16 protein-coding genes are annotated in these 14,645 nt (G+C 56.7%); 13 read left to right on the forward strand and 3 right to left on the reverse strand.

Translation table 11 applies throughout. The features are described from left to right. Positions 1-64: 64 nt before the first annotated feature. Entirely contained in the window at positions 65-2,170 is a 2,106-nt protein-coding gene (locus DXT74_RS07440; protein ID WP_194427655.1) for a TonB-dependent receptor domain-containing protein, read from the reverse strand. Positions 2,171-2,495: 325 nt separating this feature from the next. On the opposite strand from DXT74_RS07440, the gene DXT74_RS07445 reads away from it, so the two are divergent. Together DXT74_RS07445 and DXT74_RS07450 are read left to right on the forward strand one after the other, a co-directional pair. After that, positions 2,496-2,810 carry a hypothetical protein gene (locus DXT74_RS07445; protein ID WP_194427656.1) on the forward strand — a complete coding sequence of 105 codons (315 nt, stop codon included), beginning with the start codon at positions 2,496-2,498 and terminating at the stop codon, positions 2,808-2,810. Positions 2,811-2,884: 74 nt separating this feature from the next. After that, the gene (locus DXT74_RS07450) at positions 2,885-3,319 is read left to right on the forward strand and encodes a DUF411 domain-containing protein (protein ID WP_194427657.1); all 435 of its coding nucleotides are present in this window, start codon (positions 2,885-2,887) and stop codon (positions 3,317-3,319) included. A gap of 83 nt (positions 3,320-3,402) precedes the next feature. Here the strand turns inward: DXT74_RS07450 and DXT74_RS07455 are convergent, their stop codons facing one another. Continuing rightward, a complete protein-coding gene (locus DXT74_RS07455) occupies positions 3,403-4,683 on the reverse strand; it encodes a ferric reductase-like transmembrane domain-containing protein (RefSeq protein WP_194427658.1) in 1,281 nt (426 codons plus the stop codon). A gap of 87 nt (positions 4,684-4,770) precedes the next feature. Continuing rightward, positions 4,771-4,938 (reverse strand): hypothetical protein, encoded by a 168-nt coding sequence (locus DXT74_RS07460; RefSeq protein WP_194427659.1) that lies wholly within the window; start codon positions 4,936-4,938, stop codon positions 4,771-4,773. Between the two features lie 295 nt (positions 4,939-5,233). Between DXT74_RS07460 and DXT74_RS07465 the strand changes: the two genes are divergently transcribed. The 11 genes from DXT74_RS07465 to DXT74_RS07515 all read left to right on the forward strand — a co-directional run bounded on the left by DXT74_RS07465 (position 5,234) and on the right by DXT74_RS07515 (position 14,639). Continuing rightward, a complete protein-coding gene (locus DXT74_RS07465; protein WP_043642083.1) occupies positions 5,234-5,968 on the forward strand; it encodes an S-methyl-5'-thioinosine phosphorylase in 735 nt (244 codons plus the stop codon). Positions 5,969-6,128: 160 nt separating this feature from the next. Continuing rightward, positions 6,129-7,127: a UDP-N-acetylglucosamine 4,6-dehydratase (inverting) gene (gene pseB, locus DXT74_RS07470; protein ID WP_043642085.1), complete on the forward strand. Its 999-nt coding sequence runs from the start codon at positions 6,129-6,131 to the stop codon at positions 7,125-7,127. After that, a complete protein-coding gene (pseC, locus tag DXT74_RS07475) occupies positions 7,120-8,286 on the forward strand; it encodes a UDP-4-amino-4,6-dideoxy-N-acetyl-beta-L-altrosamine transaminase (RefSeq protein WP_043642087.1) in 1,167 nt (388 codons plus the stop codon). Before pseB ends, pseC begins: the two co-directional genes overlap by 8 nt. After that, on the forward strand, positions 8,283-9,353 hold the full coding sequence (locus DXT74_RS07480) for an N-acetylneuraminate synthase family protein (protein WP_043642089.1): 1,071 nt from the start codon (positions 8,283-8,285) through the stop codon (positions 9,351-9,353). The genes pseC and DXT74_RS07480 overlap by 4 nt, the downstream gene beginning before the upstream one ends. Further along, on the forward strand, positions 9,346-10,035 hold the full coding sequence (locus DXT74_RS07485) for a cytidylyltransferase domain-containing protein (protein ID WP_043642092.1): 690 nt from the start codon (positions 9,346-9,348) through the stop codon (positions 10,033-10,035). Before DXT74_RS07480 ends, DXT74_RS07485 begins: the two co-directional genes overlap by 8 nt. After that, a complete protein-coding gene (gene pseG / locus DXT74_RS07490; protein ID WP_194427660.1) occupies positions 10,032-11,069 on the forward strand; it encodes a UDP-2,4-diacetamido-2,4,6-trideoxy-beta-L-altropyranose hydrolase in 1,038 nt (345 codons plus the stop codon). The genes DXT74_RS07485 and pseG overlap by 4 nt, the downstream gene beginning before the upstream one ends. Further along, positions 11,039-12,133 carry an N-acetylneuraminate synthase family protein gene (locus DXT74_RS07495; protein ID WP_194427661.1) on the forward strand — a complete coding sequence of 365 codons (1,095 nt, stop codon included), beginning with the start codon at positions 11,039-11,041 and terminating at the stop codon, positions 12,131-12,133. Before pseG ends, DXT74_RS07495 begins: the two co-directional genes overlap by 31 nt. Beyond that, positions 12,130-12,621, forward strand: coding sequence for a DapH/DapD/GlmU-related protein (locus DXT74_RS07500; protein ID WP_194427662.1), 492 nt, complete (start codon positions 12,130-12,132; stop codon positions 12,619-12,621). Before DXT74_RS07495 ends, DXT74_RS07500 begins: the two co-directional genes overlap by 4 nt. Next, positions 12,618-13,328 (forward strand): WbqC family protein, encoded by a 711-nt coding sequence (locus DXT74_RS07505; protein ID WP_194427663.1) that lies wholly within the window; start codon positions 12,618-12,620, stop codon positions 13,326-13,328. Before DXT74_RS07500 ends, DXT74_RS07505 begins: the two co-directional genes overlap by 4 nt. Further along, a complete protein-coding gene (locus tag DXT74_RS07510; protein WP_162179247.1) occupies positions 13,312-13,974 on the forward strand; it encodes a class I SAM-dependent methyltransferase in 663 nt (220 codons plus the stop codon). The genes DXT74_RS07505 and DXT74_RS07510 overlap by 17 nt, the downstream gene beginning before the upstream one ends. Next, a complete protein-coding gene (locus DXT74_RS07515) occupies positions 13,971-14,639 on the forward strand; it encodes a PIG-L deacetylase family protein (protein WP_043642096.1) in 669 nt (222 codons plus the stop codon). The genes DXT74_RS07510 and DXT74_RS07515 overlap by 4 nt, the downstream gene beginning before the upstream one ends. Positions 14,640-14,645: the final 6 nt, after the last annotated feature.

A 14,645-nucleotide genomic window follows, 5' to 3' on the forward strand; every position in this document is an offset into this window, starting at 1 on the left:
GCGGATTCGGCAACTGCCGTGCGGTGTTTCCGGCCCGTCTGGAGACGGGCCGTCAGGGTGCGGCTTAGAACTTGCCGGTCAAGGTCAGCCAATAGCGGCGGCCCTCGTCGACCATCCAGTTGCCGTCCAGGCCATCGTAGCGGCCGCGATTGTCGATCGCGACGGTGCGGTCGGTCAGGTTGTACACGGCGAAGTTGACGTCAAAGCTCTTGCTCAGCTTGTAGCTGCCGCCGAAGTCCCAGGTGCTGGAACCGCCGCGGGTGCGGGCCACGTTGGCGCCATTGCGGAAGCCGGTGTAGTACTGCTTGCCTTCGAAGTTCAGGCGAGTGTACAGGTCCAGTTTTTCCATCGGCGCCCAGGCCAGCTTCACATTGCCGGCGTGTTCCGGGGTCTTGTCCAGCGGCATGCCGTTCAACGATTGGCCAAGGAAACTGGTTTCCTTGCCGCCTTCGCGCTTAGACTTGGTGTAGGTGTAGTTGCCGGACAGCGTCCACTTCGGCATGAAGGTCCAGCTGCTGGACAATTCCAGGCCGCGGATGTTGACCGAGTCCACATTGTCGTAAATGTAGATGCGGACTGGGTCTGTGCCTGGTGCGTACTGGTTGGAGAACTTGTCGGTGCCGTAGCTGACGACCTTGTTCTTGAAGTCGTTGTTGAACAGCGTGGCGTTAGCGCTCAGGCCTTGCTCATTGTCGAAGTGCAGGCCGATTTCGTAGGAGGTGCTTTCCTCCGGCTTCAGCTTGGAATTACCGCATAGAATACCGGCCTCGTTACCCGCACCGGTGCGCATGCAATAGCCGTCGGTGCTCTGGCGGATGGTCGGCGCCTTAAAGCCTTTGCCGATACCGCCCTTCAATGTCCACTGTGGGCTCAGGTGCTCGACCAGATAGACACGCGGAGTAAAGTGGGAGCCAAACACGCTGTGGTGGTCAAGACGGCCGCCGGCGGTGATGGTCAGGCTGTCTGTGGCTTCGAAGCTGTCCTCGGCGAATAGGGCCCAGGTGTTGACGGTGATTTTGTCCGGATTGGCTGGGCCGATGAAGCCTGCAATTGCTTCTTGAGCGCGCATGCCGGAGCCGACTTGTTGGCCGACTTGAGTGCCGACTTTCACTGTGTGGCGATCCAGCAGGAAGGTCAGCTGACCATCCAGCGTGGTATTGCTCAGTTTCAGGCCTGTGCCGTCGTCCACGTTATTAAGAGAGTGGCTGGGCTTGTCGATTTCCTGGTACAAGGAGACATTGGAGCGCACATTGCCGTACTTGCCATTGTGGCTCAGGCTCCAGTGGTCGCGGACGTCAAAATAGTCATTCTTCTTGTTTGGTTTGCCGCGCGAAATTATTGAGTCGCTCTTACCCGGTGTCGTGGTTTTGCGTAGCTCATTATGGCCCGCCTCGAAGGTGATCTCGTGGTCCTGATTCGGGGTGAAGCTCAGCTTGGCGTTGATGTCGGTCACATGGCTGGCGACTTTGCCACCGTCACCGCTCTTGCTGTAGAAGATATTGTCTTCGGCCTGGTTGTTCATTGCGCCATAGACTTGCAGCGACAGCAGGTCCTTCATCAACGGGCCGCCTAGCCAGAAGCTGCTCTGGCCGGTATTGCCTTCGTTTGAATGTTCGGTGATGGTGCCGCCCAGGGTCATCGAGCCATGCCATTCCTTGGGCGCTTTGCGGGTGATGATGTTGACCACGCCGCCCATGGCGTCGGAGCCGTACAGCGAGGACATCGGGCCGCGCACCACTTCGATGCGCTCAATCGCCTCCATCGGCGGGATCTGGTATTGCTGGAAGCCGCCGGTGCCGCGACTGCGGGTTTCGCGAGTATTTTGACGGCGGCCGTCCACCAGGATCAGCGAGTATTCGCCGGGCATGCCGCGGATGGCAATGTCCTTATCGCCAGGGCCGGGGCCATTGATGCTGACGCCTTCCAGATCGGTCAGCGCGTCGGCCAGGTTGGTGAACGGCTTTTTCGCCAGATCTTCGCGAGTAATCACCGAAATACTAGCCGGGGCTTGTTTGATTTTTTGCTCGTAGCCGGAGGCGGTGACCACTACCGAGGGCAGGGTGGCTTCGGCTTCCGCCGCGTGGGCGGCGGGCAGGTAGAGGGCGGAAACCGCCGCGGACAACAGGGCAAGGCGCACGCCGTGACGGGCGGCGGAGTCAAAGGTTTTCATTATCGTGGATACCTGGAATTCATCACATGAACGAAGCCCATTTGATCCGCGTCACGGCATGGCCGGCGCTGTTTGCATGCCGTTGGCGTTTAGTTTGCGCAAGGAATGTCAAATGGGACCGTAAGTATCCCACCGAATTAATGCGAACGCAAATGCGAATCGTTATTGATTGATGCTCGGCTTGGGCTTGATTGCAAGCAATCTGACGCTAACATGACATGGCTCAAACTTTGTTCGGGGCGACAAAAATTGAGAAACAGCTTGGGAACCAAGGCGCTAGCTGTCAGTCCCAAGCCTGTTCCAAGCTGAGCGCGTAACTGAATCGATGCTTATCCGCCTACCCCTGCTGCTGTTGCTAACCTGTCTGCTGCTCTTGCCGCAGGCGGGCTGGAGCATGGGCGGGCGCGTGGCCGCCAGCGCGCCCTGCGTGTGGATGGCGGATGACGGCGCGGCTTGTCACACCCAGCCGGCCGGCGCCTCCCAAGCCGCCACCTGCTGTCAGTTGCCGGCCGCTCCGTGGCCGGCGGCACCCTGCTTGCCGCTGCAGGCGATTCGCCCGGTATTGCAAGCCAAGGCGGAAACAGTGTGGTCTGGCTTTATTTCCGCGCCCCCGGAGCGTCCTCCCCAATCTTTTGAATGAGCCGTTTTTTTGCGCCAACCGTGTGTTTGCGGGCTGGCGCGCGTTTTCATTCAAAAAGCATTGGAGTTCTTGCCATGACAAAACCTTTGTACTGGGCCGCCGCCGCGCTGGCCGTTTCCCTGATTTCTCCGCTTGCCGCCGCCGCCGACGGCGTGATGCACAAGGACCCGTATTGCGGTTGCTGCACCGCTTGGGCCGAGCATATGCAGAAAAACGGCGTGGCGATTCAAAGCCGCAACGAGGCCGACATGTCCGCAGTCAAGAGCCGGTTGAAAGTGCCGGCCGATCTGCGGTCCTGCCATACCGCCGAGATCGGCGGTTATGTGTTCGAAGGCCATGTGCCGGCGGATTTGGTGAAGAAGGTGCTGAAGGACAAACCCAAGATCGTGGGCCTGGCGGTGCCGGGCATGCCCATGGGGAGCCCGGGTATGGAAGGGCCGAGCAAGCAGCCGTATCAGGTGTTGAGTTTTGACGAGCAGGGAAGGCGCAGCGTCTACGCCACGCGCTAAAGCCGGCGAGGCGCAAGCCGCGTTGCAGCGGCTTGCTTGAGGGTATGACGGGCGTTCCGGCATGTTGGAATGCCCGTTTTGCCTCAGCGCATTGAGAACGCCTCGTGGTGGAAAGCCGGCGCTTGCGCGCCACGCTGGCTCAGACCGCGCTGCAGCGCTTTGCCCAGGCCCTGCGGGCCGCAGAACCAGACCTCGTCCACTTCCGGCAGCATGTCGGCGTTCAACAGCGCGCCGGCTTCGCTTTCGATCAGATGCAGCCGCACGCCGCGTTGACGACAAGCTTGCCGCACTTCTTCCAGCCGCGCCGCTTCGTCGCGATGGCGCACGCAGTAGTAGAAATCCACATCCAGTGGCGTCTCCGCCAGCTCTCTGCTTTGCAACCAGGCCAGGAAAGGCGTGACACCGATGCCGCCCGCCACCCAGACCTGGCGGGTGCCGCCACGCGACTGGAAACCGCCATAGGGGCCTTCCACTGTGACGGCCTGGCCGATCTCGAGTTCGTCCGGCAGGCGGCGGGTGTAATCGCCCAAGGCCTTGATGATGAAGCGCAGCCGGCCATCGCCGTGGTCGGCGCTGGCGATGGTGAAGGGGTGGGCGCCTTCGGCGGCGGCGAAGTTGACCAGCGCGAATTGTCCGGCGCGGTGGCCGGGCCAGCCGTCCATCTGGCAGATCACTTCCAGTTGCCCGGCCGGCAGGGCTTCTATGCGGTCCACCCGGCCGGCGTATTGCCCTTGTTTGCCGATGCGGCCGGCCAGCGCGTAGAGCGCGCAGCCGGAACCGATCAGCATCAGCGCGGCCAGCAGCCAGCCCACCGGTTGTGTCCACATCTCGGCCGGCATCAGGATCAGTCCGTGGAAGGCGCCCATCAGGTAGAGCGGGGCGAACAGCTTGTGCAGCTTGCGCCAGAAGCGATAGGGCACGGCGCGCAGCAGCGCCAGGATCACCATGGCCAGCACCGCCCAGGCGGCCCATTCGCCTATGTCCTTGGCCAGCGAAACCAACGGGTCTTTGCCGCCGCCGCTCTTGATCCGCGGAGCGACCCAGGCCAATGCCAGCATCAGCTTGGGCGAAAGCTTGATCAGCCAGTGAGCGGCCAACAGCAGGCCGGCGGCGATGCCGAGGCGCTTGTGCAGCGCGTATAGGCGGTCCAGGCCGCCCAGCAACGGTTCCAGCCAACGCGGGCGTGTGGCCAGCAGCATGGCTGCGCTCATCACCGTCATTAATTGCACGCCGCTGAGCATGACCAGTTCGTGCCGCCATTGCCAGTAGTTGGCGGGCAAACCGTTTTGCCACAGGCTGGCGGCGGCGTATAAGGCGCCGCTGACGAGCAGCAGCAGGCTAAGCAGGGGAAGTCTACGGTTCATCGCCATGTCCTTTCTTGCGATAGGGGATTGAGGCGATTGGAACACCGTAAACTTAAGCGCAGCTTAAACGCGGCGCGGGGGACCCGTTTAGCGTGGCGGCATGCCGGGCTGTGTGTCGCCGCCAAGCGCCTTATACAAGGCGATCAGGTCGGCGGACAGGGTTTGCCGCGCGGTTAGCCGCCGCCGGCCGGCTTCTTTGGCCGTTATTAGTCCACAGTCCAGCAGCTGCTGTCGAGTGGCGTTGGTCGATTTCATGTTTGTATGTTTATACGAATGTATAAGCGCATTCGAGCCGAATTTGTACGATTGTATAAATTTTGCGAAATCCGGAGGGAAACCCCAAGTGCTTGTTTTACAAAGCGGTGGTTGCCGGCGCTGTCGCCGCGGGCAAATTCACCGCGCGGCGGCATGTGCCGGCGGAAAATAATCGGCCATAATTGGAGCGTCGGCGCTCCGCCGCAAGCAAGAATCCCGCAGCTGCGCCGGGCGTATCCAGCTCAGGCCGCGGCAAAAACAGCGATCCGTCGCACTATTACAAAGGGGACACATCATGTTGGCCATCATCGGCGGCAGCGGCCTGGCCCAGCTGCCCGTATTGGAAGTCACCCATCGTCAAGTCGTTCGCACGCCGTATGGCGACCCTTCCTGCGCACTGACCTTCGGCCTGCTGAATGGACAGAACGTGGTATTCATCGCCCGCCATGGCTACGGCCATTCGCTGGCGCCGCATGAAATCAATTACCGCGCCAATATCTGGGCGCTGCACGATCAGGGCGTGAAGGGCGTGATCGCCATCGGCACGGTGGGCGGCATCCGTCCCGACATGCCGCCGGGCCGCCTGGTGGTGCCGGACAACATCATCGACTATAGCTGGGGCCGCAAGCATACCTTCTTTGAAGGCCTGGACCGTCCGGTGGTGCATGCCGAATTCTCCTCGCCTTATGACGAGGCGTTGCGAGAGCGCCTGATCCGCGCGATGGCGGACAGCGGCCATAGCGGAGTAGTGGGTGGCGTTTACGCCTGCACTCAGGGGCCGCGTTTGGAAAGCGCCGCGGAAATATTGAAGTTGGAGCGGGATGGTGCCGATATAGTCGGCATGACCGGCATGCCGGAAGCGGCATTGGCGCGGGAGATGAACCTGCCTTACGCGCACCTGTGCCTGGTCAGCAACTGGGCGGCCGGCAAGGGCGGCGCGGCGACGGTGGAGTTTGACGCCACCACCGGCGCGATGGGGGTGGAGGTGGTGATGTCGGTGCTAGCTAAGCTATTGTCAAGCAAGCAGTAGGATTATTTGATCAATCGGCCTGCATTGTTTAAGGCATGCTATTGGAAGATGGGCTTGCAGATTATCGGCAAGCGTTGTTTTGGCGGCCTGGGATTGGAAGTTTAGCGCTCATGGCGGACGGCACATCCGTCTTTTTCAAAGAAATCAAGGCATATTGGCGATGTTTGACAACAAGTCCATCTTAATTACCGGCGGTACGGGATCCTTTGGCCGTAAATTTATTACTACGCTATTGGAGCGTTTCAAACCAGCGAGAGTAGTGGTGTTTTCTCGCGATGAGTTGAAACAGTTTGAGATGCAGCAAGAGTTTTCCGACCCCAGCATGCGCTTTTTTCTGGGTGACGTACGAGATGGCGAGCGCTTGCGGCAAGCCATGCGCGGCATTGATCTGGTGGTGCATGCCGCCGCTCTCAAACAAGTGCCTGCCGCTGAGTACAACCCTACCGAGTGTATTCGCACCAATGTAAATGGCGCGGAAAACGTAATCAATGCCGCTATAGAGTGCGGGGTCGAGAAGGTCATTGCGCTGTCTACCGATAAAGCGGCTAGCCCGATCAATTTGTACGGGGCAACCAAGCTGTTGTCGGATAAATTGTTTGTCGCGGCAAATAATATCGTTGGCGGCCACAAGACCCGTTTCGCGGTTGTGCGCTATGGCAACGTCGTCGGCTCGCGGGGTTCTGTGGTGCCGTTCTTTCGAAAGTTGATTGCCAGCGGGGCTGACAGCCTGCCCATTACCGATGTGCGCATGACCCGCTTCTGGATCACCCTGCAGCAAGGAGTGGACTTTGTGCTCAGCAACTTTGAGCGGATGCAGGGCGGGGAGCTTTTTGTGCCCAAAATTCCTTCCATCAGAATTGGTGATCTAGCCACGGCAATGGCACCTGCGTTGCAACAAAGCATTATTGGCATTCGTCCGGGGGAAAAGTTGCACGAGATGATGATCGCCCGGGATGATAGCTTGCATACCTTCGAATTTGATGACCACTATGTCATTACCCCTTCGATACGTTTTATTGTCCAGAATGAATACTCCGTCAATGGCTTGGCCGAGCATGGCCACCCCGTAGCAGAAGGCTTCAAATATACCTCGGACAACAATAGCTGGTTTTTGACGGTTGACGAGTTGCGAGACTTGGATCGACAGTTACATGATTAATATTCCTTACGGTCGCCAGGAGATAAGCCAAGCGGATATTGAAGCGGTTCAATCTGTGCTGATATCTGATTGGCTGACTCAAGGACCGGTAATCGCTAATTTTGAGCAAAGCGTAGCGAAGTATTGCGGCGCGAAATACGCAGTTGCGGTTAGCAATGCCACGGCTGCGCTCCACCTGGCTTGTCTAGCCTTTAAATTGGGTCCTGGGGATTATCTGTGGACGTCGCCCAATACTTTTGTAGCCTCGGCTAACTGTGCCTTGTACTGTGGTGCTGAAGTAGATTTTGTGGATATCGATGTCCAGACATTCAATATTTCAGTAGCGGCGCTGTCGGCTAAACTCGAACAAGCTGAGCGAACAGGGACCTTGCCAAAAGTGCTGGTTCCTGTCCATTTTGCCGGGCAGTCTTGTGAAATGTCTGAGCTCAGAAAGCTGTCGCAGCAGTATGGGTTTTATCTATTGGAAGACGCTTCTCATGCTATCGGTGGTAGTTATCAGGGGAGCAAAGTTGGAGCATGCGAGTATTCCGATGTAACGGTTTTCAGTTTTCACCCGGTAAAAATCATCACTAGTGGTGAAGGTGGGATGGTGCTGACCAATGATGAACAGCTCTATCAGGCCTTGTTGCGTTTGCGCTCGCATGGCATTACCCGAGATCCTCGATTTTTACAGGGAGAGTCCGACGGTCCCTGGTGCTACCAGCAACTGGACCTTGGGTATAACTATCGAATGACTGATATGCAAGCGGCTTTGGGGCTAAGCCAAATGCAGCGTCTGGACGAGTTCGTGGCTATCCGCCGCCGACGCGTCGATGCATATCGACTCGCCTTGGCTGATTTGCCGTTGAGACTACCAGAGTCTTTGATGGGCGTTGAGCCGGCCTGGCATTTGCAAGTGGTGAGCCTGGATGACCCCGCTTGGCGAAAGCCGGTGTTCGATGCCTTAAGGGCTATTGGCATCCAGGTCAATGTGCATTATCAACCCGTCTATTTGCAGCCGTATTACCGGCAGCTTGGCTTCTCTCCTGGCCTTTGTCCTGAGGCCGAACGCTATTATCACGGAGCTTTGACTTTGCCGCTTTATCCGGGAATGTCAGATCAGGATTTTGATTTTATTGTATCTTCATTTCGAAATATTCTAAGCGAGATAGCATTATGACTGTGCACTTTGGTCAGCGTATTGTGGGTGATGGTCAGCCATGTTTTATTACTTATGAGGCAGGACCAACTCATACCAGCCTGGCATCCGCCAAAGAGTTGGTGAAGTTGGCGGCGGAAGCCGGGGCGGATGCGATCAAGTTTCAGATCTTCGACCCGGACCGGCTGTGCGCGGATAAGAAGCAGCTGTTCAGCTATGATGTGCTGGTTGATAAAGATTCCGGCAAAATGGAGACGGTTGAAGAACCACTATATGAAATTTTGAAGCGACGTTGCTTGCTGGAAAGCGAGTGGCGCGAGTTGAAGGCTTACTGCGATAGCTTGAATCTGGCCTTCTTCTCAACTGTCTCTTTTGAGGAAGATATTCAGCTATTGGAGTCTTTGCATTGCGACTCGATCAAGATTGCTTCCGCAGACGTTAATCATTTTCCCCTGCTGCGACAGGCCGCGCGTACTGGGCTGTGTTTGCAGTTGGACACGGGTAATGCTTCCTTAGGAGAAATTGAGGCCGCGGTTGATGTCATTCGCAGCGAGGGCAATGAAAATATCATTATTCACCAGTGCCCATCTGGTTACCCTGCGCGTTTGGCAAGTATCAATCTGAATATCATCCCGACGTTGAAACGCATGTTCCCGTATCCGGTCGCATTTTCCGATCATACGCCGGGCTGGGATATGGATGTGGCAGCGCTGGCGCTTGGCGCCAATCTGCTGGAAAAAACCATCACCATGGATAGGACCACTCGTAGCGTTGAGCACGTCTTCTCGCTGGAGCCGCAGGAGATGTCCCGTTTTGTTCAGGCGATTCGCGACGTGGAAGTGGCTTTGGGGTGCAACCGCAGAATCATGCATCCGGAAGAACTCTTGAAGCGGCAGCGTATTCGGCGCAGCGCCTATCTGAAGCAGGCTGGCAAAGCGGGACAGAAATTGTCCGAGCTTCAAGTCGAGTTCAGAAGGCCGGGGTTTGGGATGGCGCCGAATGAATATGAAGCATTGTTGGATTGCGTGTTGGTGCGGGATCTGGACAGCGGCCACATGCTGCTGATGGGTGATCTATCCAATGGCTAAGCTGGCCGTCATTCCAGCGCGCGGCGGCTCCAAACGCTTGCCGCGCAAGAACATCCTGCCGTTTCTTGGGAAACCCATTCTGGCATACACGATAGAGGCTGCTGTAGAGGCCGGTATCTTCGATGCAGTTGTGGTGTCGACCGAAGATGCGGAGATTGCCGAGCTTGCGCGCCATTTTGGCGCCGAAGTGGATCTGCGCCCGCCGTCTTTGGCGGAGGACCAGGCAACGGTGGCTGATGTGTGCGTTGAGCTCCTGACGCGCAAGCCGCTTCCATGGACGGATGTCGAGCAGATGTGCGTGTTATATGCGACGGCCCCATTGCGTAACGCAAATGATATCCGCGAGGTGATGGCCTTGCTTGAGCCCGGAGTGTGCGACTTTGGAATTGCCGCCACCCAATATACTCATTACCCGTACCAGGCATTGAGGTGCGGGGAAGGTGGCGAGCTTAGCCCGATGTGGCCGGAACTGTGTGATAAATCCAGCGCCGAGATTGGCAGTCTGGTTGCCGGCAATGGCAGCACTTATGCGGTCAATGTGCCGGCTTTTCTTGAGCACAAGGCGTTTTATGGTCCGGGGATGCGCGCGCATATGATGCCGTTTTCGCGTTCCATCGATATCGACACGGCGGATGATTTCGACTTGGCGCTATGTCTGGCCCGCGGCGCAATCGGACCATGATGCGTAAGAAAGTCCTGTTCAGGGTGGATGCCGGCGGTTCAGTGGGTGCCGGACACTTGATGCGTTGTTTGGCCTTGGCGCGCTATCTGACGGAGGCTAGTTACGAAGTCGTCGTGGCTTGCGCGGCTTTGGAAGCCGAGTATGAACGGCTGATGCGCGAAGCAGGCTGTGGGCGATTATTGCTGGATGATGGCCTGACATTGGCGCGGGACGCGCAGCTATGCGCCGATTATGCCGATTTGCATCAGTTTGATGGCGTGGTGGTGGATCACTATGGCTTGGATCAGGCGTGGGAGAGCCGGTTGCACGGCAGTGGCCGGATCCTGCTGGTGATTGATGATTTGGCCAATCGTCCGCATGTATGCGATGCGCTGCTGGACCAGAACGATTGTGCGTCGACAACGTCGCGTTATGACGAGCTGTTGCCTGCGGATAGCGAATTTTTCCTGGGGCCGAAATTTGCCTTATTGCGTTGCGAATTTGCCGTATTGAGGGAGCGGTGCGCCCCTAGGGGTGAATTGAAGCGGCTTCTGGTTTTTTTCAGCGCCAGCGATGAAAAGAATGAAACGGCGAAGGCGCTTGCTGGGATCGCGCAGTGCCAGCGGGCATGGCAGGTTGATGTCGTCACCGGAGCCAGCCACCCTGATGTGGCCGGGATTGCCAGAACCTGTCGGGAACAAGGATGGGCGCATCACCACCAGGTGGAATACATGGCGGCCTTGATGGCCGAGGCGGACCTCTGCCTGGGCAGCGCGGGATCCGCCAGCTGGGAACGATGCGCAATGGGTTTGCCGGCGATTTTGGTGCAGCTGGCTGATAATCAAGCAGAAGTCATGCGCTGCTTGCTGCGGCATGGGGCGGCGTTGAGCCTGGGCGCCGCGGAGCGCGTGCAAGCCAGCCATTACGCCCAGGCTTTGGATGCCTTTGGACCGCAGAAGCTAGCCGCGATGTCGCAAGCGGCGTTTGAATTGGTTGATGGGAAGGGCGTGACGAGAGTGGCCGAATGGATAATGAAAAGGCTGTGGCGGCGATGAGGCAGATTGGGATAGGCGGCCGTTTGATCGGGGATGGGCAGGCACCCTTCACGATTGCAGAGGTTGGCATCAATCATAATGGTGATGTAGATCTGGCTTTGCAGATGATTGAGACCGCGGCGAAAGCGGGAGCCGATGCGGTCAAGTTTCAGACATTCAAGGCCGTGGAGTTCTGCGGAGACCCTGCGCAGCAATACACCTATCGCTCGCAGGGGCGTGAGGTGACCGAGTCGATGTTGGCGATGTTCCAACGCCATGAGTTGCCGCGAGCGGCTTGGTTTCGACTGAAGGCCAAGTGTGATGAGTTGGGCATTCTATTTTTATCGACCCCGCAGAATCGAGGCGATCTCGATCTGCTAATGGAGGTTGGGGTGCCGGCGATCAAGATCGGCTCCGATGATTTCAGCAACTTGCCGCTGATCCGTCATTATCGCCAGGCGGGAGTGCCCTTGATCATGTCGTGCGGCATGAGTGATCTGTCGGAGGTGCATCAGGCGCTGGAGGCCGCGGGCTGGTTCAATGGGCATCCGGTGGTAGTGCTGTTGTGCACTTCGCAATATCCCACCCCGCCGGAAGACGTTCATCTTCGGAAACTGATGACCTTGCGGCAGGCGTTTGATGGGCTGTTACTGGGATTCTCCGATCATACTCAGGGTCCGCTGGCCAGCAGTCTGGCGCGTGGTCTCGGCGCTTGCGTGTTTGAAAAGCACTTCACCTTGTCCCATGATTTCCCAGGACCGGATCATTGGTTCTCGGAAGAGCCGGCAGACCTGGGGGAGTGGGTTGCCCATATTCACGCCGCGGACAAAATGTTGGGCTCGCCTTGGGTGCGTCCCACTGAGGCCGAGAGGGAGATGAGGGAGTTGGCTAGGCGTAGCGTGGTGGCTTTGAGGCGCATTGCTCCGGGGGAAACGCTGACGCTGGAAAATATTGGCTTGAGGCGCCCCGGCGGCGGGCTGCCTCCAGAGTGCTTGGATAGGGTTCTTGGTTTGAATGCGAGTGTTGCCTTGCAGCAAGGACAGCGTTTGGAATGGGGTGATATGGTGAAAGCGCGGCAAGCATGAGCAAGAATTCTCTGATTTCGGAAGTGGAACTGGATCTTCAGCAGGCGTTTACAAGGCTGACGTCTTTCCGGGAGAACCGCTTTCATCCGCTGGTCTGGGTTAACGGCGAGCCCGTGATCGGGGAGGGAACGTTTATTGGAGCCTTCTCCGAAGTCAATGCGAAAGGTTGCGATGTATTTATCGGCCCGCATTGCGATATTGCCTCATTTGTTTCCATCAATTGCGCAGACTCCCATCAGCGTTGTCTTGGCCTGAGTGAGGAAATTGAGCGCAAGTCAATTCGTATCGGACACCATGTTTTTATCGGCTCGCACTGTTTGGTCAAGGGGGGGGCAACGATTGGCGACTATTGTGTGATTGCGGCTGGAACCATGGTTGATGGTGTGGAAATTCCTCCCTACTCCCTGGTGTCAGGTAATCCCATGGTTGTGCGTGCAGGCTATTATCGGGAAAAGCTGCTGCAAGCGGGCGTGCTTGGGTCATTATGAGCTTTTGCCTGTCCGCACATCAACCCGCTTATCTGCCATGGTTAGGTTATCTTGAAAAAATCGCCAGGGCGGATGTGTTTATTTACTTGGATTCGGTCCAGTTTGAAAAAAACAGCTTTACCAACCGCAATCGCATTAAAAGCGCCAATGGCGTACATTGGCTGACTGTGCCGGTACGCTCCAAAGATCATCTATTGTCAACTATGGCGGGGCTGGAGGTGGATGAGAGCCAATCGTGGCGTGAAAAACATTTGAAGTCGATTGCGGCCAGCTATGCCAAAGCCCCGGACTTTCAGACGAAGTTTTCCCGCTTGGAGTCGCTCTATTATCCCAAGATTTCAAGCTTCTCAGAGATTTGTTGGCATCAGCTGCAGTTTTGGTTGCAAGAGTTCGGGATTGATACGCCTGTTATACGCTCCAGTCAATTGCCGGAGATGGGAAAGAAATCGGACTTGGTCTTGAATTTGTGCCGGCATTTTTCAGCGGATGAGTATTTGTCTGGCAAGTTGGGGCGCGCTTATCTTAAAGAGGCCGATTTTACAAAGCATGCTATTAAAGTGTCGTATCAGGATTTTAAGCCGCAACCCTATCCGCAATTGCATGGGGAATTCGTGCCAGGCTTGGCTGTGGTCGATATTTGGATGAACAGTTCTGAACCATTGTTTCAATTTTTCAAACAGAGAGGGCCCTGTGAGCTTTTCAAATGAGTGGGAACTGGCGTTTCAAAGTGGAGGGCATCACAGCATTTGGCCATGGTCAGATCTAATCAGTCTATACAAAAGGTATGCTCGTTATTGGCCATCAAGGCCTAGAGTGTTGGAGTTGGGTTGTGGAGTGGGTGCTAATATCCCCTTTTTTTTGGCTGAGGAGGCAGAGTACTTTGCCATTGAGGGGAGCGCTGCTGCTGTGAGGCGGCTATGTGAGCGCTTTCCTCATCTAGCGCCGCAGCTGGTACATGGTGACTTTATCCATCACCTTCCATTTAAAGGTGAGTTTGATCTGATCGTAGATCGTGCCGCCATGACCCACAATAGTACGGATTCTATTTTACGGGCGGTTCAAAAGTTGGCCAGCATCCTGAAGCCTGGGGGCATTTATCTTGGCGTTGACTGGTTTTCAACTTCCCATGCAGGCTATGGTTCAGGGCTTCCGGCCGAGGATGTCTGGACAAGACAGGGCTATGAGGACGGTCCTTTTGCCGGAGTGGGCAAAGTGCATTTCAGCGATCGTGAGCACTTGAAGACTCTGTTTGCCGGCTGGGATTGGCTCGCATTGGAAGAAAAAAAAATCATACGTGAAATCCCGGTTGCGGATACCTTGGCAACTTGGAATTTCGTGGCGAGGAAACCATGAGCAAGGCGGTGTTGGTTGTGGCGGCACACCCAGATGACGAGGTGCTTGGCTGCGGAGGGACGATTGCTGCGCATCGTTTAAAAGGCGATCAGGTTCATGTGGCTATTCTTGCTCAAGGGCTGGCCAGTCGAGGAGAGGTCGATGAAGCCGAGCGTGCGCGTTTGCATCAGGCGGCACGCGATGCGCAGACCATTTTGGGCGCAGCCTCGCTGTCCTTATTTGATTTCCCAGACAACCGCTTGGACAGCATTGATTTGCTGGACTTGGTCAAGGTAGTGGAAGTACTGCTCGCCAGGTATCGACCAAGCATTGTGTATACCCACTTTGCTGATGATCTCAATATCGACCATCGTCGCACCTACCAGGCAGTGATGACGGCCTGCCGACCTATTGGAGGAAGTAGTGTCGAATCCTTGCTGTGTTTTGAAGTGCCTTCATCGACCGAGTGGTCGAACTGCCCCTTTACACCAAACTGGTTTGTGGATATCTCTGGTACGCTAGAACAGAAGGTGCGGGCCTTGGAGGCGTATGCGGGTGAAATGAGAGCCTTTCCGCACCCCCGCTCTATTGAGGGAGCGAAACACCTTGCCGCTTGGCGTGGGGCAACTGCGGGCTTTACGGCGGCGGAAGCCTTTGTTCTGGCTAGAAAACGATGCGTGATTTGAGCCTTA

Origin of the sequence: Chromobacterium sp. Rain0013 (assembly GCF_015291765.1) — a bacterium.
Taxonomy (GTDB): domain Bacteria; phylum Pseudomonadota; class Gammaproteobacteria; order Burkholderiales; family Chromobacteriaceae; genus Chromobacterium; species Chromobacterium haemolyticum.

What these genes read in the sequence shown, in the direction of transcription:
- DXT74_RS07445 (WP_194427656.1), top strand. Translation starts at nt 2,496, where the DNA reads ATGCTTATCCGCCTACCCCTGCTGCTGTTGCTAACCTGTCTGCTGCTC.
- DXT74_RS07440 (WP_194427655.1), bottom strand. Translation starts at nt 2,170, where the DNA reads ATGAAAACCTTTGACTCCGCCGCCCGTCACGGCGTGCGCCTTGCCCTG.
- DXT74_RS07500 (WP_194427662.1), top strand. Translation starts at nt 12,130, where the DNA reads ATGAGCAAGAATTCTCTGATTTCGGAAGTGGAACTGGATCTTCAGCAG.
- pseC (WP_043642087.1), top strand. Translation starts at nt 7,120, where the DNA reads ATGATTAATATTCCTTACGGTCGCCAGGAGATAAGCCAAGCGGATATT.
- pseG (WP_194427660.1), top strand. Translation starts at nt 10,032, where the DNA reads ATGATGCGTAAGAAAGTCCTGTTCAGGGTGGATGCCGGCGGTTCAGTG.
- DXT74_RS07485 (WP_043642092.1), top strand. Translation starts at nt 9,346, where the DNA reads ATGGCTAAGCTGGCCGTCATTCCAGCGCGCGGCGGCTCCAAACGCTTG.
- DXT74_RS07460 (WP_194427659.1), bottom strand. Translation starts at nt 4,938, where the DNA reads ATGAAATCGACCAACGCCACTCGACAGCAGCTGCTGGACTGTGGACTA.
- DXT74_RS07505 (WP_194427663.1), top strand. Translation starts at nt 12,618, where the DNA reads ATGAGCTTTTGCCTGTCCGCACATCAACCCGCTTATCTGCCATGGTTA.
- DXT74_RS07480 (WP_043642089.1), top strand. Translation starts at nt 8,283, where the DNA reads ATGACTGTGCACTTTGGTCAGCGTATTGTGGGTGATGGTCAGCCATGT.
- DXT74_RS07515 (WP_043642096.1), top strand. Translation starts at nt 13,971, where the DNA reads ATGAGCAAGGCGGTGTTGGTTGTGGCGGCACACCCAGATGACGAGGTG.
- DXT74_RS07495 (WP_194427661.1), top strand. Translation starts at nt 11,039, where the DNA reads ATGGATAATGAAAAGGCTGTGGCGGCGATGAGGCAGATTGGGATAGGC.
- DXT74_RS07455 (WP_194427658.1), bottom strand. Translation starts at nt 4,683, where the DNA reads ATGAACCGTAGACTTCCCCTGCTTAGCCTGCTGCTGCTCGTCAGCGGC.
- pseB (WP_043642085.1), top strand. Translation starts at nt 6,129, where the DNA reads ATGTTTGACAACAAGTCCATCTTAATTACCGGCGGTACGGGATCCTTT.
- DXT74_RS07450 (WP_194427657.1), top strand. Translation starts at nt 2,885, where the DNA reads ATGACAAAACCTTTGTACTGGGCCGCCGCCGCGCTGGCCGTTTCCCTG.
- DXT74_RS07465 (WP_043642083.1), top strand. Translation starts at nt 5,234, where the DNA reads ATGTTGGCCATCATCGGCGGCAGCGGCCTGGCCCAGCTGCCCGTATTG.